General features: G+C 61.1%; 18 protein-coding genes and 1 pseudogene. 11 read left to right on the top strand and 8 right to left on the bottom strand.

What is annotated here, in order from left to right:
• Window positions 1–191 precede the first annotated feature (191 nt).
• From omp10 to NBH21_RS17140, 5 genes are all read left to right on the top strand, one after another.
• Window positions 192–557: an outer membrane lipoprotein Omp10 gene (gene omp10, locus NBH21_RS17160; RefSeq protein WP_250915455.1), complete on the top strand. Its 366-nt coding sequence runs from the start codon at window positions 192–194 to the stop codon at window positions 555–557.
• A gap of 214 nt (window positions 558–771) precedes the next feature.
• A complete protein-coding gene (locus NBH21_RS17155; protein WP_250915454.1) occupies window positions 772–2,640 on the top strand; it encodes a 5'-nucleotidase C-terminal domain-containing protein in 1,869 nt (622 codons plus the stop codon).
• A gap of 127 nt (window positions 2,641–2,767) precedes the next feature.
• A complete protein-coding gene (hemH, locus tag NBH21_RS17150; RefSeq protein WP_250915453.1) occupies window positions 2,768–3,802 on the top strand; it encodes a ferrochelatase in 1,035 nt (344 codons plus the stop codon).
• A 131-nt stretch (window positions 3,803–3,933) separates the two neighbouring features.
• Window positions 3,934–4,950 (top strand): SPFH domain-containing protein, encoded by a 1,017-nt coding sequence (locus NBH21_RS17145; RefSeq protein WP_250915452.1) that lies wholly within the window; start codon window positions 3,934–3,936, stop codon window positions 4,948–4,950.
• Between the two features lie 3 nt (window positions 4,951–4,953).
• Window positions 4,954–5,412: an NfeD family protein gene (locus NBH21_RS17140; protein ID WP_250915451.1), complete on the top strand. Its 459-nt coding sequence runs from the start codon at window positions 4,954–4,956 to the stop codon at window positions 5,410–5,412.
• Between the two features lie 112 nt (window positions 5,413–5,524).
• On the opposite strand, the gene NBH21_RS17135 is transcribed toward NBH21_RS17140, so the two are convergent.
• On the bottom strand, window positions 5,525–6,520 hold the full coding sequence (locus tag NBH21_RS17135) for a KpsF/GutQ family sugar-phosphate isomerase (protein ID WP_250915450.1): 996 nt from the start codon (window positions 6,518–6,520) through the stop codon (window positions 5,525–5,527).
• Window positions 6,521–6,671: 151 nt separating this feature from the next.
• On the opposite strand from NBH21_RS17135, the gene NBH21_RS17130 reads away from it, so the two are divergent.
• Window positions 6,672–8,177, top strand: coding sequence for an outer membrane beta-barrel protein (locus NBH21_RS17130; protein WP_250915449.1), 1,506 nt, complete (start codon window positions 6,672–6,674; stop codon window positions 8,175–8,177).
• 8 nt (window positions 8,178–8,185) lie between these two features.
• Here the strand turns inward: NBH21_RS17130 and galU are convergent, their stop codons facing one another.
• Window positions 8,186–9,073, bottom strand: coding sequence for a UTP--glucose-1-phosphate uridylyltransferase GalU (galU, locus tag NBH21_RS17125; protein WP_250915448.1), 888 nt, complete (start codon window positions 9,071–9,073; stop codon window positions 8,186–8,188).
• 199 nt (window positions 9,074–9,272) lie between these two features.
• On the opposite strand from galU, the gene NBH21_RS17120 reads away from it, so the two are divergent.
• Together NBH21_RS17120 and NBH21_RS17115 are read left to right on the top strand one after the other, a co-directional pair.
• A complete protein-coding gene (locus NBH21_RS17120; RefSeq protein WP_250915447.1) occupies window positions 9,273–10,484 on the top strand; it encodes a lytic murein transglycosylase in 1,212 nt (403 codons plus the stop codon).
• Window positions 10,485–10,558: 74 nt separating this feature from the next.
• The gene (locus NBH21_RS17115) at window positions 10,559–11,755 is read left to right on the top strand and encodes an SGNH/GDSL hydrolase family protein (protein ID WP_250915446.1); all 1,197 of its coding nucleotides are present in this window, start codon (window positions 10,559–10,561) and stop codon (window positions 11,753–11,755) included.
• Between the two features lie 53 nt (window positions 11,756–11,808).
• On the opposite strand, the gene NBH21_RS17110 is transcribed toward NBH21_RS17115, so the two are convergent.
• The gene (locus NBH21_RS17110; protein WP_250915445.1) at window positions 11,809–13,263 is read right to left on the bottom strand and encodes a glutamate synthase subunit beta; all 1,455 of its coding nucleotides are present in this window, start codon (window positions 13,261–13,263) and stop codon (window positions 11,809–11,811) included.
• An 89-nt stretch (window positions 13,264–13,352) separates the two neighbouring features.
• Window positions 13,353–17,993 (bottom strand): annotated as a pseudogene (gene gltB, locus NBH21_RS17105) (glutamate synthase large subunit); the annotation flags it as partial.
• Window positions 17,994–18,495: 502 nt separating this feature from the next.
• On the opposite strand from gltB, the gene NBH21_RS17100 reads away from it, so the two are divergent.
• Entirely contained in the window at window positions 18,496–19,551 is a 1,056-nt protein-coding gene (locus NBH21_RS17100) for a threonine aldolase family protein (RefSeq protein WP_250915443.1), read from the top strand.
• Here the strand turns inward: NBH21_RS17100 and NBH21_RS17095 are convergent, their stop codons facing one another.
• On the bottom strand, window positions 19,552–20,412 hold the full coding sequence (locus tag NBH21_RS17095; protein WP_250915442.1) for a LysR substrate-binding domain-containing protein: 861 nt from the start codon (window positions 20,410–20,412) through the stop codon (window positions 19,552–19,554). It lies immediately after the preceding gene.
• Between the two features lie 98 nt (window positions 20,413–20,510).
• Here NBH21_RS17095 and NBH21_RS17090 point away from each other — a divergent pair, with 98 nt between their 5' ends.
• Complete coding sequence (locus NBH21_RS17090; RefSeq protein ID WP_250915441.1) at window positions 20,511–21,497, top strand: bile acid:sodium symporter family protein; 987 nt, start codon at window positions 20,511–20,513, stop codon at window positions 21,495–21,497.
• Window positions 21,498–21,570: 73 nt separating this feature from the next.
• On the opposite strand, the gene NBH21_RS17085 is transcribed toward NBH21_RS17090, so the two are convergent.
• Window positions 21,571–22,038 (bottom strand): Hsp20 family protein, encoded by a 468-nt coding sequence (locus NBH21_RS17085; RefSeq protein WP_250915440.1) that lies wholly within the window; start codon window positions 22,036–22,038, stop codon window positions 21,571–21,573.
• A gap of 406 nt (window positions 22,039–22,444) precedes the next feature.
• Here NBH21_RS17085 and NBH21_RS17080 point away from each other — a divergent pair, with 406 nt between their 5' ends.
• The gene (locus NBH21_RS17080; protein ID WP_250915439.1) at window positions 22,445–23,446 is read left to right on the top strand and encodes an alpha/beta fold hydrolase; all 1,002 of its coding nucleotides are present in this window, start codon (window positions 22,445–22,447) and stop codon (window positions 23,444–23,446) included.
• Window positions 23,447–23,449: 3 nt separating this feature from the next.
• Here the strand turns inward: NBH21_RS17080 and hisN are convergent, their stop codons facing one another.
• Together hisN and NBH21_RS17070 are read right to left on the bottom strand one after the other, a co-directional pair.
• The gene (gene hisN / locus NBH21_RS17075) at window positions 23,450–24,226 is read right to left on the bottom strand and encodes a histidinol-phosphatase (RefSeq protein WP_250915438.1); all 777 of its coding nucleotides are present in this window, start codon (window positions 24,224–24,226) and stop codon (window positions 23,450–23,452) included.
• Window positions 24,227–24,644: 418 nt separating this feature from the next.
• Entirely contained in the window at window positions 24,645–25,520 is an 876-nt protein-coding gene (locus NBH21_RS17070; RefSeq protein ID WP_250915512.1) for an N-formylglutamate amidohydrolase, read from the bottom strand.
• Between the last annotated feature and the right edge of the window lie 23 nt (window positions 25,521–25,543).

Raw genomic sequence — 25,543 nt, 5'->3', positions numbered from 1 at the left:
AGAAAGAAGCCCGTCGCCATCGCGGCGGGCTTCTGCTTTTTCGGGAACCCGACATGGGCAAACACCCCGGAATAAAGCGCTTCAACCAGGCCTCCGGCCTTGCTTTCACCATGTCTTCGCGGCATGGTTCGGCAAAATACGTCTTCCGGTTCCCACGCCGAGAGTCGCTGAAATTTATGCTGGAGACAACGATGAAGAAGACAACCGTGGTGGCATTGCTGGCCTGCGCAACGACGCTTTCAGCCTGCTATTCGAGTGGCCCACGGCCGCTGCCCGTGGTTAACAACCAGGCGCCGACTGTCGAAGGAGCATGGTCGGATCCGAACGGCATCATCTCGACATTCCAGGGCGGCACCTTCGCCACGCGGACCACCGACACCAACCAGCTTCTGGCATCCGGCACCTACACGTCGGTTTCGGATCGCCTCGTCGAGATCAACATGACCTCGCATGTGCGCAACACCCAGTCCAAGGTCAATTGCGCGCTGGTCACCCCGACCCAGCTCAACTGCACCTCGGACTCTGGCGGTCAGTTCTCGCTCACCCGCCGCAGCTGAGAGCGGGACTACCCGAACATTACGATTTCCGGATAAGACCGGCCGGCACCCGTGCCGGTCGGTTTTTCCATTTTTGCCCACTTCCGCGACGAGCATTTTCTCTTGCAGTCGCATCCACTTGATGAAAACATCCGCCCGGCTCCAAGGCACGAAAAAACCTACAGGATTGCGGAGTAGCATGCGTTTGTCGATTTACGAAAACAGGAGAAAAGCGATGTTGAGACACCTTCGGTTCGGCCTCTTGAGCGCATCCGCGCTCGCGATCTCGGCCACCGGCGCCTTTGCCGATTTCGAGCTGAATATCCTGCATATCAACGATTTCCATTCACGCATCGAAGCGATCAACAAGTTCGATTCCACCTGCTCCACGGAAGAGGCAGGCAAGAACGAGTGCTTCGGCGGCATCGCCCGCATGAAGAGTGCGATCGATACCCGCCGCAATGAACTGGCCGGCAAGAACATCCTGACGCTGGATGCCGGCGACCAGTTCCAGGGCTCGCTGTTCTACACCACCTACAAGAGCGCTCCGATCGCCGAATTCATGAACGGCATCGGCTTCGACGCCATTGAAATCGGCAACCACGAATTCGACGACGGTCCGGAAGAGCTTGCCAAATTCATCGAGGCCCTGAAATTCCCGATGATCTCCGGCAACACGCTCGCGGGTCTGGACTCGCCGGTGGCTGACAAGTTCAAGCCCTATATCATCAAGGAATTCGGTTCGGAGAAGGTTGCGGTCGTTGGCGTTCTCGCCACCGACACGGACGAGACCTCCTCGCCCGGCGACAGCATCCTCTTTGCAGAACCCATTGGTTACCTGAAGGAAGCCGTGAAGGAGATCGAGGCACAGGGCGTCAACAAGATCGTGCTGCTCTCCCACGTCGGCTACACGGTGGACCAGCGCATCGCTGCAGCGGTTGACGGTATCGACGTCATCGTCGGCGGCCACAGCCACACCCTGCTTTCCAGCACCGATGAGAAGGCCGTCGGCCCCTATCCGACACTGGTCAAGAACCCGTCTGGCAAGGAAGTGCCGATCGTCACGGCCTATGCCTATTCGAAATATCTCGGCGACCTGAAGGTCGTCTTCGATGACGCCGGCGCAGTAAAGTCCGCGGAAGGCGCTCCCATCCTGCTCGATGCGTCCGTCACCCCCGATGCCGGCTACACCGCCAAGGTCGCCGAACTCGCCGGCCCGATCGAGGAGCTGAAGAAGAAGGAAATCGGCGAGACCGCCGAGATGATCGAGGGTTCCCGCGAAGTCTGCCGCGTCAAGGAATGCACGATGGGCAACCTCGTGGCCGACGCCATGGTCGACCGCGTCAAGGATCAGGGCATCACCATCGCGATCCAGAACGGCGGCGGCCTGCGTGCATCGATCGATGCCGGCACGGTCTCCATGGGCGAAGTGCTGACCGTCCTGCCTTTCCAGAACACGCTCGCCACTTTCCGGCTCAAGGGGTCCGATATCGTCGCGGCGCTTGAAAACGGCCTCAGCCAGATCCAGGACGGCGCCGGCCGCTTCCCGCAGGTCTCCGGCCTGAAATATTCCTTCGACAAGTCGCAGGAGCCCGGCAAGCGCGTCGTCTCCGTCGAGGTGAAGGAAGGCGACGCCTTCGTGCCGCTGGACCCCGAAAAGCTCTACGGCGTCGCCACAAACAACTACATGCGCGCCGGCGGCGACGGCTACAAGATCTTCGCGACAGCCGGCCAGAACGCCTATGACTTCGGTCCCGGCCTCGAAACGGTGGTCGCCGACTACCTCGCCAAGAACGCTCCCTACAAGCCCTATACCGACGGCCGCATCACCGAAGTCGCTTCTTCGGCGGCTGTCGAAGCGACTGTAACGGAACCGGCTGCTCCTGCCGGACCGGCAGCAACTGCGGAAACCGCTGCTCCGGCCTCGGCCGCGGCAACGGCTGCAGCCACCGTCTACAAGGTGGTTTCGGGCGACAGCCTGTGGAAGATCGCGGCCGCAACCTATGGCGACGGCATGATGTGGAAGAAGATCGCCGAAGCCAATGCGCTGAAGAACCCCAACATCATCGGTGTGGGCAAGGAACTGCAGCTGCCGGCCAAGTAAGCAAGGGCAGTTTGCCGCATGAACGGAACCGGTCCGGGCTTCCCCGGGCCGGTTTTTGCTTTTAAGAACTGATCCTGGCGCCGTTCGCATTCGTATTGCATCCGGTGCAACCAGCAGGAACCACGACATGACCGCAGATATTTCCCACCTGCCTTCCAATCATCCGCCCGTCCGTTTCGGCAAGGTAGGCGTACTTCTCGTCAATCTTGGAACACCCGATGGCACCGACTACACCTCGATGCGTCGCTATTTGAGGGAGTTCCTGACGGACAAACGCGTCATCGAATGGTCGCCGTGGAAATGGTATCCGATCCTGTTCGGCATCGTGCTCAACACCCGCCCGCAGAAGGTCGGCAAGGCCTATGAGGCGATCTGGAACAAGGACAGGGACGAAAGCTATCTGCGGACCTACACACGCAGCCAGGCAGAACTGATGTCGGCCGCGCTGAAGGACCTGCCCAACGTCGTCGTCGAATGGGGAATGCGCTACGGCCAGCCTTCCATCGCCTCGAAGATCGATGCGCTGCATGCCGCCGGCTGCGAGAAAATCCTGCTCTTCCCGCTCTATCCGCAATATGCGGCGTCGACCACGGCAACCGTCAACGACAAGGCTTTCGAACACCTGATGAAGATGCGCTGGCAGCCGGCCCTGCGCACCGTGCCTCCCTATCACGATGACCCCGCCTATATCGACGCTCTCGCGGTATCGGTCGAGAAGAAGCTGGCAACGCTCGACTGGGAGCCGGAACTCCTGATCACCTCGTTCCACGGCATCCCACAATCCTATTTCCGGCAGGGCGACCCCTATTACTGCCACTGCATGAAGACCGGTCGCCTGCTGCGCGAGCGGCTCGGGCGCTCGGAGAAAGACTTCATGATCACCTTCCAGTCCCGTTTCGGACCGGAGGAATGGCTGCAACCCTATACCGACAAGACCATGGAAAAGCTCGGCAAGGAGGGCGTGAAGCGCGTCGCCATCATGAACCCGGGCTTTGTGTCCGACTGCCTCGAAACGCTTGAGGAAATCGCCGGTGAGGCAGGCGAGATCTTCCATCACAATGGCGGCGAAAAATTCGTGCACATTCCCTGCCTGAACGACACTCCCGAAGGCATGAGCGTATTGGAGAAGGTCGTCCGTCGGGAACTGCAGGGCTGGGTCTGAGCCGATCAGGGCCAGCCGAAATGATCGCACCCTCCGCGGCCCTGACCTTGCAATGGAAACGCCGTCATCCGATGTTAGAAAGACACCGAAGCACACTATAAAGAACGCGTTCGGAAACAGGAGGGCACATCATGGGGTTCGCAGGTCCCGATATCGTCGTTATCGCGCTTGTCGTACTGGTTATTCTCGTTCTCTTCGCGGGGATCAAGACGGTACCGCAGGGCTTCCGCTACACCATCGAGCGCTTTGGCCGCTATACCCGCACACTCGAGCCCGGCCTCAACCTCATCATTCCCTTCATCGAACGCATCGGCGCAAAGATGAACGTGATGGAGCAGGTGCTTGATGTCCCGACCCAGGAAGTCATCACCAAGGACAATGCCAGCGTCTCGGCCGATGCCGTTGCCTTCTACCAGATCCTGAATGCGGCGCAGGCGGCCTATCAGGTCGCAGACCTCCAGAATGCCATCCTGAACCTCACCATGACCAACATCCGTTCGGTCATGGGGTCCATGGATCTCGACGAGTTGCTGTCGAACCGCGAGGCGATCAACGACCGGCTGCTGAAGGTGGTCGACGAAGCCGTCGGGCCCTGGGGCATCAAGGTCACCCGCGTCGAAATCAAGGACATCCAGCCGCCGAAGGATCTGGTCGACGCCATGGCCCGCCAGATGAAAGCCGAGCGCGAGAAGCGCGCTCAGGTGCTGGAAGCCGAGGGCTTCCGAAACGCCCAGATCCTGCGCGCCGAGGGCGCCAAGCAATCGGCGATCCTTCAGGCCGAAGGCCAGCGCGAGGCGGCATACCGCGAGGCCGAGGCCCGCGAGCGTCTGGCGGAAGCCGAAGCCAAGGCGACACGCTTCGTCTCAGACGCGATCGCGGCCGGCGACGTCAATGCCATCAACTATTTCGTCGCCCAGAAATACACGGAAGCCATGGCCGCGATCGGCACGGCTTCCAACGCCAAGATCGTGCTGATGCCAATGGAAGCCTCCAGCCTGATCGGCTCGCTGGGCGGTATCGGCGCGATTGCGCGGGAAGTCTTCGGCGATGCCGCGACACCCGCTCCGGCACCGCGTCCGCGCCCCGCCGCACCGGTCACCCGCTCGACGCCGCCGGTGAACCCCTTCGGTCAGAACACGGAGGGCTGAGCCATGCTGAGCCGCATGATCATCGAACTCGGTCCCTGGAGTTGGTGGCTGCTCGGCCTCGTTCTGCTGGCTGCGGAGCTCCTCGTGCCGGGCGTCTTCCTCGTCTGGATCGGCATTGCGGCACTGATCACCGGAGCCCTGTCGCTGGTTCTGTGGGAGGTCTCGCTCTGGACCTGGCAGGTTCAACTGGTGCTGTTTTCCGTCCTCGCGGTCGCCTCCACCCTGCTTGGCCGCCGTCTTCTCGGCACCGGCCACGTCGTCACCGACGAGCCGATGCTCAATCAGCGCACCGCAAGCCTCGTCGGACGCACAGCAACGCTGGCCGAGCCCATCACCGAAGGGCGCGGGCGGATCAGGCTGGACGATACCCACTGGTCTGTGCAGGGACCGGACCTGCCGGCCGGCACCAAAGTGAAGGTCATCGCGGGTAACGGCCGCGACCTGACGGTGGAAAAAGCCTGATTGTCAGGAACAATTCCAGCAAAAGTGTAAGCCGTTTTACGTCAGGAATTACGTCGAGACAAAGAGATAGAGCATTGCTGGCGCTTCCGTTTCGCCGAAAATGCTCTATCGCTCAGGCAACCCCGATCCGCAAGAGATCGTGGAAATGAACGAGACCGATCGGCCGGTTGTCTTCATCGACAACGATCAGCGCGCCGATGCTGTTCTCGTTGAGCGTGGCAAGTGCCGAGGTCGCAAGCGTGGTCGGCTTGATGGTCTTCGGCGTGCGGGTCATCACGTCATCGACGCAGAGTTCCGCAAGGTTACGCGTCAGATTGCGCGCCATGTCGCCCTCGGTGACGATACCGCAGAGCTTGCCGTCATCATCCAGAACGGCAACGCAGCCGAAATGCTTGTGCGACAGGGTGACGATCGCCTCCGGCATCGGCGTGCCGTGCTTGACCAGCGGCAGCCGGTCACCCGTGTGCATGATATCGCGCACATGGGTAAGGCTGGCCCCCAGCTTGCCGCCGGGGTGGAAGATGCGGAAGTCGCTCGGCGTGAAGCCACGAGCTTCGAGCAGGGAGATCGCGATCGCATCGCCCATGGCAAGCTGCATGACCGTAGATGAAGTGGGCGCAAGCCCGTGCGGACAGGCTTCCTGAACCTTCGGCAGCAACAGCACGACATCCGCTTCGCGGGCAAGCGTCGAGCTCTCTCCCGCCGTCATTGCGATCAGCGGAATGGAGAAGCGGCGGGAATAATTGAGGATGCCCTGCAACTCCTGGCTCTCGCCGCCCCATGACATCGCAAGGATCGCATCGTCGCGGCCAATCATGCCGAGATCGCCATGATTGGCCTCGGCAGGATGGACGAAGAAGGCAGGCGTGCCGGTCGAAGCGAAGGTCGCGGCGATCTTCGTGCCGATATGGCCGCTCTTTCCGACGCCGGTCACGATCACCCGGCCGGTAATGCCGCCTATGATGTTGACGGCATTACAGAAGGGACCGGCAAGGCCATTGGTCAGGGCCGCTTCCAGCGCCTCCAGAGCATTGCGTTCGGTCGTGACGACCCTGAGAGCCGATTCGACTGCACCGGCTTCGACGAGATTGACAGCGCGCTTTATCATGGCAGTCCCATACTGCTTTTGCTCCGCACTGTCCACACGCCGACGCTGCGGCCGTTAGCCACCCGACCGATGCTGCAGACAGCATGGCAACCAAACATTAACCACATGACTTTACGTTTGGGTAAGCATTCAAGCTTCGAGCAATAACCCGATGGTAGAGAATTCAGAGACCGGAACGGCTCACGACCGTTGCCGCAGGACCCGCCGCCTCGCCGGCGTCCTGCTGGCGAGCGTATTCGGCTTTGCATCGCCATCGCTGGCCCAGACGGTCCTGCAGCCCCCGGCGAGCATGGCAGGTAGCAGCGCCTCATCGACGACCGCGCAATCCACCACAGCGACGGCCGGAACGCAGGCGATAACCACGACCGGCGCAGACGCAACGGCAACCGATCCCCTCGCCACCGGCAGCACCGCGACGCCGGTTCTCTCCGATGCGAACCTCACCGCGCCGGATGACGATTTCGGCCGCATGAACCTGCGCGAGACGACGCTGGACGATGCCACTTCCCAGCGCATCCGGCGCGAGGCAGCGGAAACGGATGGTGTTCGTCTCGGCACCATGGTGCTGCGCCCCTCCCTCATCCAGCGCTTCGGCAGCGAGACCACTAGGGACGGTGAGGGCAAGGACACCCGAAATTACATGGAAACCGGCCTGAAAGGCAGCCTCACCTCCGACTGGTCGCGTCATGAACTGACAATCGGCGGCGAAGGCTACTGGCAAAGGAATTTTTCCGGCGATAGCGCGACGAAACCGAGCGCAAACCTCAATGCCGACCTGCGGCTCGATATCTCCCGCGACACCATCGCCCATATTACCGGGGGCTATTCCTTTAGCCGCGAGGACACCAACGATCCGAACGCCATTTCGGGCGCGGCCGTGCAGTCCGGTGTGCATATGTATAATGGCGGGCTTTCGGTCGAGCACGATTTCGGCAAGCTGCGCGGCACCGTCGGCGCCGATCTCGAGCGCTGGCAGTATTCCGATGCGGAACTCTCCGACGGCTCCAAGGTTTCGCTGAGCGACCGCAACCGTCTCTCGGGCTCGCTGCGTGGCCGTATCGGCTACGAGCTTTCGCCGGCGCTCACCCCGTTCACGGAAGTCTCCGTCGGCCACGTCGCATATGACGATAAAGAGGACTCGGATGGTTACCGCCGCTCGGGTGATTTCTATGCGGCCAAGGCAGGCATCTCGGCCGATTTCGGTGAAAAGCTGAGGGGTGAAATCGGACTGGGTTACCGTCAGCAGCAGTTCGACGACAATCGCCTGAAGGAAATCGGCGCGATGACCATCGATGGCAACGTCTACTGGTCGCCGCAGCAGGGCACCGACGTGAACCTAGGCCTGACCACCACCATCGATCCCTCGACCACCGCCGGTCTCAGCGGTTCGGTCATCTATGCCCTGACGGCCGAGGTCGAGCATCGCTTGCGCAGCAACCTCGTTGCACGCCTGTCAGGCTCATCACGCTGGACCGAATATCAGGATGACACGGCTCCGCCCGACACGGTGACCTATGCCACCGGCGCCGGGCTGACCTGGAATGTGAACCGCTACCTCGATCTGACGGCGGACCTCAGTTACGAAAGAACCGAATACAAGTCCGCCGCAGATAGCAATGTGATGCGCGCCATGGTCGGCCTGACCGCCAAGCGCTGACGGCCCTCTTACTTGAGGGCCGCAAGGAGAGCCTTGAGCGGCTCTTCGACGGTCGGGCGGATGTCCGCACGATCGAGTGCAAAGGCAACGTTGGCGAGGATGAAGCCATCCTTGGCGCCGCAGTCAAAGGTGTCGCCCTTGAAGTGATAACCGGCAAACGCCTGTTCCTTGGCAAGCTTCAGCATGCCGTCGGTCAGCTGGATTTCATTGCCGGCGCCGCGTTCCTGGGTTTCGAGGATCGCGAAGATCTCGGGTTGCAGGATATAGCGGCCGTTGATGAAGAAGTTGGAGGGTGCAGTTCCCTTGGCCGGCTTTTCGACCATCTCGGTAATTCGGAAACCGCCTTCGAGCATTTCGCCGACGCCGACGATGCCGTATTTATGGGCCTGCTCGGGAGCGCATTCCTCAACGGCGATGACGTTGCCACCGGTCTTTTCGTAAAGCTCGACCATGCCCTTCATGCACCCCTTTTCGCCGCGCATGATCATGTCGGGCAGAAGCAGGGCAAAGGGATCGTTGCCGACGATGTCACGGGCGCACCAGACGGCGTGACCGAGACCCAGCGGCTCCTGCTGACGGGTGAAGCTCGCCGTACCCGCCTTGGGAAGCAGGCCGGAAAGCAGCGTCAGCTCGGCATTCTTGTTGCGGCTCTTCAGGGTCTGTTCCAGTTCGAACTGGATATCGAAATAGTCTTCGATAACGCCCTTTCCGCGACCGGTGATGAAGACGAAATGCTCGATTCCTGCTTCAACCGCTTCATCGACAACGTATTGAATGACCGGTTTATCGACAACGGTCAGCATTTCTTTCGGAACGGCCTTGGTCGCGGGAAGGAAACGCGTGCCCAGACCAGCGACGGGGAAAACAGCTTTGCGGAGTTTATTTCGTTGAACCACACATTCCTCCTGGAGGATAATTTACAGGCGCCTTCATTACGCCCTTGCCAACTAGTATATCTTTACTACCGTTTCGCAAAGGCTACCCTCGACAAGCGGTCGATGGTAAAGAATTTGTTGACGCTATAGCATTAACCTAGGGTGAACAGCCGCAGCTGCGGCTTGAAAGCGAACCGTAAATTCGACGGGGAGATGCCCAATGAACAGGACCAGTCGCAAGCTTTTCGGCGCCCTTGCCTTTTCGATCCTCACCGGTCTGATGCCGGTGGAAGCCCGTGCCGACGCCGGCTTCAAGAAGTGGATCAATGGCTTCTATGCCACGGCGGCCCAGAACGGAATCAGCCAGAAGACCTATAACCAGGCTTTCGCCGGCGTCAGCGAACCCGATGATTTCGTTCTCGAAAAGGCCCGCTATCAGCCGGAGTTCAAGTCGCAGATCTGGGACTACGTCGATTCGCGCGTGAACCCCTATACCGTGAAGATCGGCCGCGAGATGGCTGCCAAGTACGGCCCGACGCTCGCCGCCCTCGAACGCCATTTCGGTGTAGACAAGAACATCCTTCTGGCGATCTGGTCGATGGAATCGAACTACGGCGCAGCCCTCGAGACGCCGGAAAGGCTTCATCACGTCCCACGTGCGCTGGCGACGCTTGCCTATGCCGATCCCAAGCGTTCCAAATATGCACAGAAACAGCTGATCGCGGCCCTCAAGATGCTGCAGAACGGCGACGTGACCTCCAAGGGCCTGATGGGATCCTGGGCCGGCGCCATGGGTCATACACAGTTTATTCCGTCGAGCTACCTTCTCTACGCGATCGATGCGGACGGTAACGGCAAGAAGGACATCTGGCATTCCGTTCCCGATGCGCTCGCCACCTCCGCCAACCTGCTGCAGAAGAACGACTGGCAGGCAGGCAAGACTTGGGGTTACGAAATCGTCGTTCCCGCCGGTGGCGCTGCCCATGCCGGCAAGACCAAGACGCTGGCCCAGTGGGCGGCCCTCGGCTTTACCCGACCGAGCGGCAAGGGTTTCAGGAACGGTGCGGAGCGCGCGGAATTGAAGATGCCCGGCGGCCCGAACGGCCCTGGCTTCCTGATGACCAAGAATTTCTTCGTCATCAAGCGCTACAACGCAGCCGATTCCTATGCGCTGGCAGTCGGCATGCTGGCCGACGAGATCGCCGGCTACGGCGGCATGCAGCAGGCATGGCCGCGCCCGCACAACACGCTCGACATCAAGGAAAAGTTCGAGCTACAGACGCGCATGCAGGCGCTGGGCTATTACGACGGCAAGATCGACGGCAATTTCGGCTCAGGCTCCAAGGCAGCGATCGAGGCGATCCAGTCTCGGCTCGGCATGTCGGTGGACGGACAGCCGTCGAAGGTATTGCTTGACGCCTTGCGGAATTGACAACCGTCGCGACGCGTTTCACATATCGAAGCATCTCGCGATGACGGTGAGGCAGGCAAGAGGCGACCAAAGGAATGCGCGGGACAAACCAGCAAACGAAGACCCGGCAGAGGAAGATCGTCCTCGCCCTGTCTCTGGTCGCGTGCTTCTCGATGGTCGCCGAAATGGCTAGCGCCCAGCAATATGGCGAGCGGCGAAATTTGCTCGACCTGCTGTTCGGCACGAGGGAGCCACGGTATGTGGAACCCCCGCCCATGCCTCGCAAGCAGACGAAGCCTCCCCGCGCCCGCAAGAAGCCGACGTCTACCAGCATCACCACCATTACGACCACCTCCGCCCCTGCTCCGCCACCACCTGCGGCAAAGCTTGAAGATGCGCGCAAGGTCCTCGTGATCGGCGACTTCATGGCCGATGGGCTCGCGGATGGTTTGAAGGATGCTTTTGCTGCCTCACCGGGTGTCGCGATCGAGAAACGCAGCAACGGCTCATCCGGGCTTGTCCGCGACGATTATTATGACTGGCACAGCCAGCTTCCGGCCATCCTCGACGAGGTGAAGCCAGCCCTTGTCGTCATCGAAATCGGCGCCAACGACCGCCAGCAGATCGAAACGGCGTCGGCCAAGCTGGATTTCCGCACCGACGCATGGTTCAAGGAATACGAACGGCGCATCGCCGTTCTCGGCAACACCGTCAAGCAGCGCCAGTTGCCGCTGATCTGGGTCGGTCTTCCGGCCTTCCGTCCTCAGAACATGACGGCTGATGCACTGACACTCAACGGTGTCTATCGCGCCGCCGCCGAGAAGATCGGCGCCGAGTTCGTCGATGTCTGGGATGGCTTCGTCGATCAGGACGGCCGCTTCATCGTAACCGGTTCGGATATAAACGGCCAGCAGGTGCGACTGCGCGGCACCGACGGCATAGGCCTCACCGCCTCCGGCAAGCGCAAGCTGGCCTTCTATGTCGAAAAGGCGGCCCGCCGCCGTCTGGGCGACATGACGAGCCCGGATCTCGTGAGGCTCGACTCCAGCAACCTGCCCGTTCTCCTTGAACTGCCCCCGGCAGAAACGCAGAACCTCGTGAGGACTCAGCCGATCGACCTCTTCGATCCGGAACTCGATGGCTCCAGCGAGCTGCTCGGTGCAACCCCACTGCCAGTCGCCGGCATTCCCTCTCCCCGCGAGCAACTGGTCAGGAACGGCGTCCTGCCACCGCCCCCCGCTGGACGCGTGGACGACCTGCGCATTCCGCCGACAGGTTCGACGGCACCGTAGACGAAAGAGGGCCGCGTCACCGCAGCCCTCATTCATTCCATATTCTCTGACAATTAGCGCGGCAGGACGCTCGATCCCATCAGCGCTTCGTCGATGGCGCGGGCGGCCTGGCGTCCCTCGCGGATGGCCCAGACCACCAGCGACTGGCCGCGACGCACGTCGCCGGCCGTCCAGAGCTTATCGACCGAGGTCTTGTAGTCATTGGTGTTGGCAATGACATTGGTCGAACCGCGGCTGTCGACGTTGAGGTTCAGCTTGCCGTCGAGTTCCTTCAGCACGCTGTCCCTGAACGGGCCGGAGAAGCCGATGGCGATGAAGCCGAGATCCGCCTTGATGATGAACTCCGTGCCGGCAATCGGCTTGCGGCGATCATCCACCTGGCAGCACTTCACGCCGGTCAGCACACCGTCTTCACCGACGAACTCAAGGGTAGCAACTTGGAATTCGCGGATAGCGCCTTCAGCCTGCGAGGACGAGGTGCGCATGCGGGTAGCCCAGAACGGCCAGACGGCAAGCTTGTCTTCCTTCTCCGGCGGACGCGGGCGAATGTCGAGCTGGGTAACCTTTACCGCGCCCTGGCGGAACGCGGTGCCGACGCAGTCGGAAGCCGTATCGCCACCGCCGACGACGACGACATGCTTGCCGCCGGCGAGGATCGGATCGGACGGCCAGCCGGTCGAATCGATGTTCTCGCGGCCGACGCGACGGTTCTGCTGAACCAGATAGGGCATGGCGTCATAGACACCGTGCAGGTCGACGCCGGGAATACCGGCTTCGCGCGGGGTTTCCGAACCGCCGCAATAAAGCACGGCATCGTAGTCCGACAGCAGCTTCTCGACTTTGACGTCGACTCCGACATTGACGCCGCAATGGAAGGTGACGTTCTCGCCCTTCATCTGCTCGACGCGGCGGTCGATGAAGTTCTTCTCCATCTTGAAGTCCGGAATACCGTAACGCAGCAGGCCGCCGGCCTTGGATTCGCGCTCGTAGACATGAACTTCGTGGCCGGCGCGACCGAGTTGCTGGGCGGCGGCAAGACCGGACGGACCCGAACCGATGATCGCAACCTTCTTGCCGGTGTGAACCGTCGCCGGCTGCGGCACGATGAAGCCCAGTTCATAGGCCTTGTCGGCAATCGCCTGTTCGACGGTCTTGATGGCGACCGGCATGTCCTCGAGGTTTAGCGTGCAGGCTTCCTCGCAGGGCGCCGGACAGACGCGACCGGTGAATTCCGGGAAGTTGTTGGTGGAGTGGAGGTTGCGGATCGCCTCTTCCCACTTGTTGTTGTAGACGAGGTCGTTCCAGTCCGGGATCTGGTTGTGAACCGGGCAGCCCGTCGGACCGTGGCAATAGGGAATACCGCAATCCATGCAGCGCGCGGCCTGCTTGGTGACCTCCGCATCCGACATCGGAATGGTGAATTCGCGGAAGTGGCGGATACGGTCGGAGGCGGGCTGATACTTGGCCACCTGCCGATCGATTTCCATGAAACCTGTAACCTTGCCCATTTTTTCGTCCTGCTAAACTGAGCTTGATACTGCACGGCCAAGCCGTGGGCGGCGGCACCCCGGATATCCGGGATGCCGGTGGTGGCAAATCACTCGGCTGCCACTCCCATGCGCATGCGCTCCATTTCCTCAAGGGCGCGACGGTACTCGACCGGCATGACCTTGCGGAACTTCGGACGGAACTCGGCCCAATGGTCGAGCACTTCCTTGGCACGGGCCGAGCCCGTGTAGTGCAGGTGGTTGGAGATCAGCTGGTAAAGCCGCTCCTCGTCGTGACGGGTCATGTCGCCCGACACGTCGACCAGCCCCTTGTGCATAAGGTCGCCGCCGTGGTGGTGCAGCTTCTCCAGCATGTCGTCCTCTTCCGGAACCGGCTCGAGTTCAACCATCGCCATGTTGCAGCGGGAAGCGAAATCGCCGCTCTCGTCCAGCACGTAGGCGACACCGCCCGACATGCCGGCCGCGAAGTTGCGGCCCGTTCCGCCGAGCACGACGACGACGCCGCCGGTCATGTATTCGCAGCCGTGGTCGCCCACGCCTTCGACAACGGCGACAGCGCCGGAGTTACGCACAGCGAAACGCTCGCCTGCCACGCCACGGAAGTAGCACTCGCCGGCGATGGCGCCGTAAAGCACCGTGTTGCCGACGATGATCGAGTTCTCGGCGACGATCCGCGTGTTTTCCGGCGGACGCACGATGATGCGGCCCCCCGACAGACCCTTGCCGACATAGTCGTTGCCATCGCCGACGAGATCGAAGGTGATGCCTCGGGCAAGGAAGGCGCCGAAAGACTGGCCGGCCGTACCGTTCAGCGTGACATGGATGGTGTCGTCCTTGAGGCCCTTGTGACCGTGACGCTTGGCAAGCTCGCCCGACAGCATGGCACCGGCCGAACGGTCGACGTTCTTGATGTCGACGTCGAACACGACAGGCTGCTTGCTTTCGAGAGCCGGCATGGCCTTTTCGATCAGCTTGCGGTCGAGCACGTCGTCGATCGGGTGCTTCTGGCGGGTCGTCCAGTAGGTCGCATCCTTCGGAGCCTCGACCTTGTGGAAGATCTTGCTGAAGTCGAGACCCTTGGCCTTCCAGTGCGCCAGCATCTCATCCTTTTCAAGGAGTTCCGAAGCACCGATGATCTCGTCAAGCCTGGCAACGCCCAGCGAAGCGAGGATTTCGCGTACTTCTTCGGCAACGAAGAAGAAGTAGTTGATGACGTGTTCCGGGGTACCCTTGAAGCGCTTGCGCAGAACCGGATCCTGGGTCGCAACGCCGACCGGGCAGGTATTCAGGTGGCACTTGCGCATCATGATGCAGCCGGCGGCGATCAGCGGCGCCGTGGCGAAGCCGAATTCGTCGGCACCGAGCAGCGCACCGATGATGACGTCGCGACCGGTCTTAAGGCCACCATCGACCTGAAGCGCCACGCGTGATCGAAGGCCGTTGAGCACCAGCGTCTGCTGGGTCTCGGCAAGGCCGATTTCCCAGGGGCTGCCGGCATGCTTCAGCGAGGTCAGCGGCGAAGCGCCGGTGCCGCCGTCGAAGCCCGAGACGGTGATATGGTCCGCACGCGCCTTGGCAACGCCCGCAGCAACCGTACCGACGCCCACTTCGGACACGAGCTTCACCGAGACATCGGCAGTCGGGTTGACGTTCTTCAGGTCGAAGATCAGCTGCGCCAGGTCCTCGATCGAATAGATGTCATGGTGCGGCGGCGGCGAAATGAGACCGACACCCGGCGTCGAGTGACGGGTCTTGGCGATCGTCGCGTCGACCTTGTGGCCGGGCAGCTGACCGCCTTCACCGGGCTTGGCGCCCTGCGCGACCTTGATCTGCAGCATGTCGGCATTGACTAGGTATTCGGTGGTCACGCCGAAGCGGCCCGAGGCTACCTGCTTGATGGCGGAACGTTCCGGGTTTGCCGAACCGTCGTAGAGCGGCAGATAACGGTCGGCTTCCTCGCCGCCCTCACCCGTGTTCGACTTACCGCCGATCTTGTTCATGGCGATGGCAAGAGTCGAATGCGCCTCGCGGCTGATCGAGCCGAAGGACATGGCACCGGTCGAGAAACGCTTGACGATATCGGCTGCGGGCTCGACCTCTTCCAGCGGGATCGGCTTGCGACCGAGAGCTTCCGCGGACTTGAGGTTGAACAGACCACGGATGGTATTCATCCGGAGCGAGCTTTCGTTCACCAGCTTGGCGAATTCGCGGTAGCGATCCTGGCTGTTGCCGCGCACGGCATGCTGCAGGGCTGCAATCGAATCCGGGCTCCAGGCGTGGTTCTCGCCACGCATGCGGTAGGCATATTCGCCGCCGATGGCGAGCGTGTTGGCGAGAACCGGATCGCGGCCGAAGGCTGCACGATGGCGGGCCACGGTCTCCTCGGCAATCTCGGTGAGGCCGATACCCTCGATAGTCGTTGCGGTACCGAAGAAATACTTCTCGACAAGATCCGACGACAGGCCAACGGCATCGAAGATCTGACCACCGCAATAGGACTGGTAGGTCGAGATGCCCATCTTGGACATGACCTTCAGGATACCCTTGCCGACAGCCTTGATGTAGCGATAGACGACTTCGTCTTCCGAGACTTCCTTCGGGAACTCGCCATGCTTGTGCATGTCGAGCAGCGTGTCGAAGGCGAGATACGGGTTGATCGCTTCCGCGCCGTAACCGGCGAGACAGCAGAAGTGATGCACTTCGCGCGGCTCGCCCGATTCCACAACGAGACCGACCGAGGTGCGAAGCCCCTTGCGGATCAGGTGATGGTGGACGGCAGCGGTCGCCAGCAGCGCCGGGATCGCGATACGATCCGGACCGATCTGGCGGTCGGACAGCACGATGATGTTGTAGCCGCCCTTGACCGCAGCCTCTGCACGCTCGCACAGGCGATCGAGCATTTCCGGCATGCTTTCGGCGCCGCGATCGGCATCATAGGTGAAGTCGAGCGTCTTGGTGTCGAAGCGGTCTTCGGTGTGACCGATCGAACGGATCTTTTCCAGATCGCCATTGGTCAGGATCGGCTGGCGAACTTCCAGACGCTTGGCATGTGCGGCACCTTCATGGTCGAGCAGGTTCGGCCGCGGACCGATGAAGGACACGAGGCTCATGACCAGCTCTTCGCGGATCGGGTCGATCGGCGGGTTGGTGACCTGCGCGAAGTTCTGCTTGAAATAAGTGTAGAGCAGCTTCGACTTCGCCGACATTGCCGAGATCGGCGTATCGGTGCCCATCGAGCCGATCGCTTCCTGACCGGTCGTCGCCATCGGCGACATCAGGAGCTTGGTATCTTCCTGCGTGTAGCCGAAGGCCTGCTGGCGGTCGAGCAGCGAAACGTCGCGACGCAGCGCGCGCGGCTCCACCGGCTTCAGCTCTTCGAGGATGAGCTGGGTGCGGTCGAGCCATTCGCGATACGGATGGCTGTTGGCGAGGTCGGACTTCACTTCCTCGTCGGAAATGATCCGCCCCTTGTTCATGTCGATGAGCAGCATCTTGCCCGGCTGCAGACGCCACTTCTTGACGATGCGCTCTTCCGGCACCGGCAGGGTGCCGGCTTCGGAAGCGAGGATCACGCGGTCGTCGTCGGTGACGAGGTAGCGGGCCGGACGCAGGCCGTTACGGTCGAGCGTAGCACCGATCTGGGTACCGTCGGTGAAACAGACCGCAGCCGGTCCGTCCCACGGCTCCATCAGGGCGGCGTGGTATTCGTAGAAAGCCTTGCGCTCGCGGCTCATCAGCTGGTTGCCGGCCCAGGCCTCCGGGATCAGCATCATCACCGCATGAGCCAGCGAATAGCCGCCACGCTGCAGGAATTCGAGCGCATTATCGAAACAGGCGGTATCCGACTGCCCTTCGTAAGAGATCGGCCACAGCTTGGAGATGTCGGCGCCGAACAGCGGCGACGAGACAGAAGCCTGACGGGCGGCCATCCAGTTGACGTTGCTGCGCAGTGTGTTGATTTCGCCGTTATGGGCGACCATGCGGTAGGGATGCGCCAGCTTCCACGACGGGAAGGTGTTGGTCGAGAAGCGCTGGTGCACAAGGGCGACAGCCGACTCGAAGCGCGGATCGGAAAGATCCTTGTAGTAGGCGCCAACCTGGAACGCCAGGAACATGCCCTTGTAGACGATGGTCGAGGAAGACAGCGATACCGGATAGAAGCCGGTATCCTGCCCGCCGAACTCGTCATAGATGCGGTTCGAGATGACCTTGCGCAGCAGGAACAGGCGACGTTCGAACTGTTCGTGGGTTGCTGCGTCCTGACCTGCGCCGATGAACACCTGGATATGGCGCGGCTCGGTGGCAGCGATGTGGGGCGCCTTCGACAGCGAGGAGTTGTCGACCGGTACATCGCGATAGCCGATCAGGTTCTGCCCCTCGTCATGACAGACTTCGGCGATGACCTTCTTGAAATGCGCGATCTGTTCTTCGTCCTGCGGGAAGAAGAAGTGACCGACGGCGTATTCACCTGATTTCGGCAGGGTGATGCCCTGCTTCGCCATTTCCTCGCGGAAGAAGCGGTCCGGGATCTGCACGAGAATGCCGGCACCGTCGCCCATCAGCGGATCGGCGCCGACAGCGCCGCGGTGGGTGAGGTTTTCCAGGATGAACAGGCCGTCCTTGACGATCTGGTGCGACTTCTCACCCTTCATATGGGCGATGAAGCCAACGCCGCAGGCATCGTGCTCGTTCATCGGATCGTAGAGACCCTGCTTGGCGGGAAGACCGTAAACGGCCGTTCGGCCGGTCTGCTTCTCGGCGACATCGCCAAGGGGCTTCACGTTCTCTTCGGATGGCGTCATCTCAGTCATTGCCTTCCCTCCATCAAGCCCGGACATACGGGCGAATCCGCCAGAACCGCTGGCGCGAAGGCCGGTGCGGTCGCTCCAGTCTGGCAAGAATAGCTCTCACCAGCATGACAAGCGAACCGACCCGGCTCAAAAACTTCCAATTAGGTCAATTGTTCTGACCTATTTTCTACTTTTCTATGACAGAAACCATATACCAGCGCAAGAGAGTGCAGCGAAAAATTAACGCCCCTCCGGATGCTAAATTGCCACGATGCGACGGCTAACGAAATTAAATTTCGCGACCGAATCAAATGCGGCCCATTTTCTTGCGCTCTTGAGGGATGCGACATGTTTCGACGCTGAATGGATTGATCGCGTTTGCGAAATGCCTAATCTCGGCGACACCCCTCCCTGCCCCCAACCAGTCATTGGAAAGTGTGACATGTTTTTTGCCTCCGACAACTGGGCTGGCGCCCACCCCAAAATAGCCGAAAGCCTGACCCGCGAGGCAGCCGGTTATGCCGCGGCTTATGGTTCGAGCGACCTCGACAAGCGGATCGAAGCCCGCTTCAACGAGCTTTTCGAACGGGAGGTCGCGGTCTTCTTTGTCGGCACGGGCACCGCGGCCAATTCGCTGGCGCTCGCGAGCGTCGCGCGCCCCGGCGGCGTCACCTTCTGTCACTTCGACGCCCATGTGAATGCCGACGAGGGTGGCGCACCTGAATATCTGACGAGCGCCTGCCGACTCTATCCGGTCGAAGGCGAGAACGGCAAGATGGATGCGGAGGCGCTTCGTGGTCACGTCCACCGCTTCGACGTTCCCTCCGTCCATCAGGGCCGGCCTATGGCCGTCACCCTCACCCAGGCCACGGAATCCGGCACCATATATACGCTCGATGAGATCGGCGAAGTCAGCGCGATCGCGAAATCAAAGAAGCTGCCTGTGCATATGGACGGCGCGCGCTTCGCCAACGCGCTGGTCGCCCTCGACGCCACGCCGGCTGAAATGACCTGGAAACGCGGCGTCGACATCCTTTCCTTCGGCGGCACCAAGAACGGCTGCTGGTGCGCCGAGGCAATCATCTTCTTCGATCCCGATATGGCCGAGGAAATGCCCTATATCCGCAAGCGCTCCGCCCAGCTTTTCTCCAAGACCCGCTTCGTTTCCGCCCAGTTCGAAGCCTATCTGGAAGACGGCCTCTGGCTGGAACTTGCCGGCCACGCCAACGCCATGGCCGATCGGCTGCGCTCCACGCTGAAGACCGGCAATCGCGCTCGCCTTGCCTGGGAAACCCAGAGCAATGAGGTGTTCGCGGTCTTCGACAAGGCGCTCGCAGAGGAAGCGAAGGCCAAGGGCGCCAAGTTCTATGACTGGCTGGTTCCCCGCGACATGCCGCATCTCGTTTCGGAAAACGAAGTGCTGGCTCGCCTCGTCACCAGCTTCGCCACCACCAACGAGGACGTCGATCGCTTCCTCGACATCTGCACCGGGGCCTGATCAGGCCTCGCGCGACGGCGGCATGATACGGGAGCGGATCTGGCTCGACAACGCTTCGACAAGGGCCTGATCCGCACCGCGACGCGGCACCAGCACGAACTCGACATCCTCCAGCGGCGGCAGGTCGCCCTCCATGACCTCCCGGAGACCCGAAGGCGCCATGCTGCGCGGCTGCACCAGCACGCCCATGCCGGCGCGGGCGGCGGCGGTCAGACCGCTGAGGCTGCCGCAGGTGCAGACCACCCGCCAGGCGATTCCCGCTCCGTCCAGCGCCTCCTGCGCCACCTTGCGGGTAATGCTTGGTGGCGGGAACGCGATCAGCGGCAGGAACTCGCTACGCGACAGCACGAACTCCGGATCGCGCGCCAGCCAGACCAGCGGCTCGCGATAGAGCAGCTTGCCATGCTGCTCGTCCAGCCGGCGCTTGGCGAGAACCAGATCGAGTTCACCCGCCTCCTGCATCTGGTTAAGGACGGCGCTCAGCGCCACCGTCAGCTCCAGATCGACCAGCGGATGCAGCCGAACGAAATCCTCGAGAATTCCGCTCAGGCGGTTTGCCACCACATCCTCGGAGATCCCGAAGCGCAACCGGCCCCTAAGCCGGCTTTCGCCGAAAAGCGCCGTCACCTTACCGTTGATTTCCAGCATGCCGCGGGCATAGCCGAGCAGCGCTTCCCCTTCTGTCGTCAGACTGACGCGGTGGGTATCGCGCGCAACAAGCTGCCGTCCCAGCGACTTTTCCAGCCGCTGGATATGCTGGCTGATGGTCGACTGGCCGATGCCTAGCCGCTCCGCAGCCAGCGTGAAACTGCCGGCCTGATGCAGCATGACGAAACTGGTGAGATGATGAAGATTGAGCATGTCATCACAAATCGAGATAACTGTTAGTGTTTGCATCCTGCTTCAGGATAACCCATGAGTAAAGCCCACTTGGCTAAGGTTAGATACAGGAACAGGAAATGAAGCGCTTTCTGCCCGACCGCTTTACCATCATGCTTGTCTGCACGGTGCTGCTTGCATCCATTTTGCCGATCAGCGGCAAGGCGGCGGACTATTTCGGCATCGCCACCAACATTGCGATCGGCCTTCTCTTCTTCCTGCATGGCGCCCGCCTTTCCCGCGACGTCGTGCTTGCGGGCCTGTTGCACTGGCGGCTGCATCTGGCGATCCTCTGCACCACCTTCGTGCTGTTTCCACTGCTCGGTCTTGCCGCCGGTCTCATTCCCGAGAGCCTGCTCAATCCCTCGCTCTATGGGGGCATACTCTTCCTCTGCCTGCTGCCCTCCACCGTCCAGTCGTCGATTGCCTTTACTTCCATGGCGGGCGGCAATGTTTCGGCAGCCGTCTGCGCCGCCTCGGCATCGAGCCTTCTCGGCATGTTCTTCACGCCTCTGCTCGTTGGCCTGACGATGTCCGCCACGGGCAATAGCGGCTTCTCGCTGGATTCGCTGGAGAAGATCCTGCTGCAGCTGCTCGTTCCCTTCGTTGCCGGCCAGCTGCTGGAGCCCTGGATCGGCAAGTGGATCCGCGCCCGCAAGCAGATCCTCGCACCGGTCGATCGCGGCTCCATCCTGATGGTGGTCTACCTCGCCTTCAGCGAGGCCGTCTCCGAAGGGCTCTGGCACACCTTCTCCGCCACCGATATCGCCGTCGTCATCGTGCTCGACATGCTGCTGCTGGCGATTGCGCTGACCATAACCATGCATGGCAGCCGCCTCCTCGGCTTCTCCCGCGAAGACGAGATCGCCATCACCTTCTGTGGTTCGAAGAAGAGCCTCGCCAGCGGCGTGCCGATGGCCAATGCGATATTCGCCGGCCAGAGCATCGGCGCCATCGTCCTGCCGCTCATGCTTTTCCACCAGATCCAGCTCATGGCCTGCGCCGTCATCGCCCAGCGCTATGCTGCCCATAAGGACAGGCGTGCTGCCGTAACTGCGAAGGCTTAACGGAAATACCGATCAAACAGAAAAGCCCCGCTCGATGAAGCGGGGCTTTGAAAATTTACGGGGCTGGCGGACCTTAGTTGATATGCGCCTCGATGGCCTTGGGCTGGGCGTTAGCCTCAGCGGTAATCGAGATACGGCGCGGCTTCATGGCTTCGGGAATGTTGCGCAGGAGATCGATGTGCAACAGGCCGTTCTTCAGCGAAGCGGCGGTGACTTCCACGTGATCGGCGAGCTGGAAGCGGCGCTCGAAGGCGCGCTTGGCAATGCCGCGATAGAGGAATTCAGTCGTTTCGGCCTTGTCCTCTTCGGCCTTTTCACCTTTCACGGTGAGCACATGGGCATGGGCCTCGATGGAAAGCTCGGTCTCATCGAAACCGGCAACGGCCATGGTGATGCGGTAGGTGTTCTCACCGGTACGCTCGATATTGTAGGGCGGGTAGCTCTGGGCCTGCTCGGGCTGGCCGAGGCTGTCAAGCATCGTGAACAGACGATCGAAACCGACGGTGGAACGGTAGAGCGGGGAAAAATCAACGTGACGCATGGTGTCCTCCTTGGGAAGCGACGGATAGCGATTTTCTCATCCGGCACCCCTTGCTGGCCGTGCCGGAACGGACGCGGCCCCTTTCCGGCGACCGCATCCATGAGATGGGAAGGACCTCCAGCCAATTCAAGCCCTCGCCGCGGCAAGCGCTTGAAGACAAAGGTGAAGGGCGGATGAACAGCCGTTTCAGTCCCCATTCAGCCCCGAGAATCTAGAACGGCATTATCGGATGTCTCTAGACCGATGGCCGGAGAACATAGTCCCTTCCTCTCCGGTCGAGTTTTGCCGGAACCGCCTGGCCTTACCAAAGCGGTTCCGGCTTTTTTCTTTGACCTCACACGGCCTTCATCCTATCCCAATCGCATATGGGGCGAGTGCGCCCGCTGACGATTCGGCAGATGCGAGCATGGACGGGATCCTACACGCCACCCCCCTATACGCCACTCCAGGCAATCCCATTCCCGGAGAACCGGTCGCCGGCTTCTTCAAGGGCCATCGCGGAGTCATGCTGCGCTATGCTATTTTCCGTTCAGAACTGCCCGCCCGGGGCACCGTCGTCCTTCTTCACGGCCGCAACGAAACGATCGAGAAATACTTCGAGACCATCCGCGACCTGAACGCCGCCGGCCTCTGGGTGGCGACCTATGACTTTCGCGGCCAGGGCGGATCGCAGCGCCTGCTGAAGGACAGCCGCAAGGGGCATGTCCATCGCTTCTCGGACTATATCCGTGATCTCGACATCTTTCTCGAACAGATCGTGCTTCCGGATACGCGCCTGCCATTCTTCCTGCTCGCGCATTCGACCGGCGGACTGGTCGCGCTTTCCGCCGCGCCGCGCCTTGCGAACCGCATCGACCGTATGGTGCTGATGTCGCCTTTCGTAGGATTGGGAGGACAGAAGCTTTCCCCGAAAAACATTCATCGTCTTTCGGCCTTGATGAGCTTAACCGGCTTCGGCCGCATGTGCCTGACGGCGGACGAACCGCTCAAACCCTTCGACGACAATCCGCTGACCTCGGATATGCAGCGCTTCCAGCGCAACAATGCGATCTTTGCCGCTCACCCCGAATTCGCTCTCGGCCCGCCGACGGCGCGTTGGCTCTACGAAGCGCAGAAGACCATTGCCAGGGTCTCGAACCCGAGGCATCTCGCCTCGATCACGGTACCGACCGTCATCGTTGCGCCCGGCAACGATCCGATCGTTCCCTTCGCCTTTCCCGAAAAGCTGTCGCAGTATTTCCGCGCCGGCCAACTTGTGCCGGTTCCCGGCAGCCGCCACGAGATCCTGCATGAACGCGACCGTTATCGCGCCCAGGCGCTCGCAGCCTTCCACGCCTTCATCCCCGGCGGAGACGACGCCCCAGCTGCGGAAGCAGTAGAGAAAAGTCCTGAAACGATCGAGGAATGATTCTCAACGGCCGTTGAGGATCGCCATGGCCTCGGCATGCACGGCGGGAGAACCTGCCGCGATGATCGAGCCGCCGTTTTCCGGTCGCCCGCCATCCCATGTGGTGATGACACCGCCCGCCTGCTCGATGATCGGGATCAGCGCGCCAACGTCATAGGGTTTCAGCACGGTCTCGATCACCAGATCGATATGACCGGCAGCCAGCAGGGTATATGCGTAACAATCGATGCCGTAGCGGAACAGCTTGACTTTATCCTGCACGGTCTGGAACCGCTCGACTTCCCAGCCCTTGAAGAGATGCGGAGAAGTGGTGAACAGGATCGCGTTTTCCAGCGAGCCGCAATCGCGCGTGCGGATCTGGCGCTCGCCGTCCGGCCCGAAATACCAGGAGCGTTCGCCATCGGCGAAATAGCGCTCGCGGGTAAAAGGTTGATCCATAAGGCCCATGCGGGCGCGACCGTTTTGCTGAAAACCGATCAGCGTGCCCCAGACCGGAACGCCGGAGATGAAGGCACGCGTACCGTCGATAGGATCGATCACCCAGACATTCTCGCGGTCGACACCGACATTCTCGTGCTCTTCACCGAGGATACCGTGGTCCGGAAACTCGGCTTCGATCAATGCTCTAATGGCGATCTCCGCCCGCTGGTCGCCTTCTGTCACCGGATCGAAACCGCCGGCCTCCTTGTTGACCACGGAAAGCGACGAACGAAACCGCGGCAGGGTTTCCGCCTTGGCGGCTTCGGCGAGACGAAAGAAGAAATCGCGATCGGGGCGCATCAAAATATCCGACTGAAAGGAGAAAACAGGCCCGCTCGTCTTAGAACATCGGCCCGCCAAATGAAACCGTCGCACGCGCAATTTCAGCCGACGCATCGGGCCGGAAATCGAAATCGTTTTTGCAGAACTCGATGGCCCGGCTTCAGGATTCTGGAGGGCCCTTTGTGCGCCCGAATGGACGAACGGCGCTCTGGTGATCAAGACATCATCCATCCCTGTTTTCTTAATGGGCAAACAGCCCAATAAATAGACGTGCCCAAAAATAAGACAAATTATTCTTGACATTTGTGCGTTGCACCAATAGGGTCAACCTACAGTCTTCTGACTGTAAATACCCTCCTTGGGTGTTTCCTCCCTAGACTTAGCCGCGCCAATGGCGCGGTTTTTTTTGTCTTCCGAAACCCTGGGGGAAAGGCTGCTACTCGGCAGCAAGCGCCGTCGTGCCGGCATAGTCGGCGACAAAGGCCGCCATCTGGCCCATGAAGACAGCGATGGAACCGGCAAGGGCGTGAAAATCCGCTCGCTTCCGCAGCGTCGTCTCATCGATATAGAGCGCCCGGTTCACTTCGATCTGCAGGGCATGCAGCCCCCGGACCGGCCGACCGTAATGCTCGGTGATGAAGCCCCCGGCATATGGCTTGTTGCGCACGGCGGTAAAGCCGAGATCCTCTAGCATCTGCAGAGCGGCATGGGAAAGCTCGACCGAAGCGCTGGTTCCGTAGCGGTCACCGATGATGAAATCGGGGCGGATGCCGTTACCCCCGATCCGGATATTGCCGGGCATCGAATGGCAATCGATCAACACCCCGAAGCCGAAGCGGGCATGCGTGCGGGCAATCAGGCGCCTGAGGCACGCATGATACGGCTTGTAGATGTTTTCGATCCGCTCGAGAGCGACGGCTACAGGCATGCGACGCCCGTAGATCTCCATGTTTTCCGCGACGATCCGCGGGATCGTGCCAAGCCCTCCGGCGACTCGCACCGAATGGCTGTTTGCAAAAGGCGGCAGTGGATCGGAGAACATTCGCGGGTCGAGTTCGTATGGCTCGCGGTTCACATCGACGAAGGCGCGCGGAAAATGGGCCAGCAGCAGGGGCGCGCCGAAATCGGGCGCAGCCCCGAAGAGCTCATCGACGAAATGATCCTCTGACCGGCGAATGGCCAGGCTGTCGAGTTGGGATTCGTCAAGAAATTCGAGCGGATAGCGCCGGCCACTATGGGGCGAGTTGTAAACGAAGGGGATCGACTGCGTTTCGGGTTCGCGGACTTCGAACAGCTCGCAATCGTCTGTCATTCCGTTCACGCTGTCCCTTCTTT

Source organism: Ciceribacter sichuanensis (assembly GCF_024055605.1).
Lineage (GTDB): Bacteria > Pseudomonadota > Alphaproteobacteria > Rhizobiales > Rhizobiaceae > Allorhizobium > Allorhizobium sichuanense.
The sequence above is the reverse complement of the archived record's forward strand: the minus strand, read 5'-3'. Positions and strand labels throughout refer to the sequence as shown.

Bases quoted from the DNA above. Each gene is read 5' to 3' on its own strand.
- omp10 (WP_250915455.1), top strand. From the start codon at position 192: ATGAAGAAGACAACCGTGGTGGCATTGCTGGCCTGCGCAACGACGCTT.
- NBH21_RS17155 (WP_250915454.1), top strand. From the start codon at position 772: ATGTTGAGACACCTTCGGTTCGGCCTCTTGAGCGCATCCGCGCTCGCG.
- hemH (WP_250915453.1), top strand. From the start codon at position 2,768: ATGACCGCAGATATTTCCCACCTGCCTTCCAATCATCCGCCCGTCCGT.
- NBH21_RS17145 (WP_250915452.1), top strand. From the start codon at position 3,934: ATGGGGTTCGCAGGTCCCGATATCGTCGTTATCGCGCTTGTCGTACTG.
- NBH21_RS17140 (WP_250915451.1), top strand. From the start codon at position 4,954: ATGCTGAGCCGCATGATCATCGAACTCGGTCCCTGGAGTTGGTGGCTG.
- NBH21_RS17135 (WP_250915450.1), bottom strand. From the start codon at position 6,520: ATGATAAAGCGCGCTGTCAATCTCGTCGAAGCCGGTGCAGTCGAATCG.
- NBH21_RS17130 (WP_250915449.1), top strand. From the start codon at position 6,672: ATGGTAGAGAATTCAGAGACCGGAACGGCTCACGACCGTTGCCGCAGG.
- NBH21_RS17120 (WP_250915447.1), top strand. From the start codon at position 9,273: ATGAACAGGACCAGTCGCAAGCTTTTCGGCGCCCTTGCCTTTTCGATC.
- NBH21_RS17115 (WP_250915446.1), top strand. From the start codon at position 10,559: ATGCGCGGGACAAACCAGCAAACGAAGACCCGGCAGAGGAAGATCGTC.
- NBH21_RS17110 (WP_250915445.1), bottom strand. From the start codon at position 13,263: ATGGGCAAGGTTACAGGTTTCATGGAAATCGATCGGCAGGTGGCCAAG.
- NBH21_RS17100 (WP_250915443.1), top strand. From the start codon at position 18,496: ATGTTTTTTGCCTCCGACAACTGGGCTGGCGCCCACCCCAAAATAGCC.
- NBH21_RS17095 (WP_250915442.1), bottom strand. From the start codon at position 20,412: ATGCTCAATCTTCATCATCTCACCAGTTTCGTCATGCTGCATCAGGCC.
- NBH21_RS17090 (WP_250915441.1), top strand. From the start codon at position 20,511: ATGAAGCGCTTTCTGCCCGACCGCTTTACCATCATGCTTGTCTGCACG.
- NBH21_RS17085 (WP_250915440.1), bottom strand. From the start codon at position 22,038: ATGCGTCACGTTGATTTTTCCCCGCTCTACCGTTCCACCGTCGGTTTC.
- NBH21_RS17080 (WP_250915439.1), top strand. From the start codon at position 22,445: ATGGACGGGATCCTACACGCCACCCCCCTATACGCCACTCCAGGCAAT.
- hisN (WP_250915438.1), bottom strand. From the start codon at position 24,226: ATGCGCCCCGATCGCGATTTCTTCTTTCGTCTCGCCGAAGCCGCCAAG.
- NBH21_RS17070 (WP_250915512.1), bottom strand. From the start codon at position 25,520: ATGACAGACGATTGCGAGCTGTTCGAAGTCCGCGAACCCGAAACGCAG.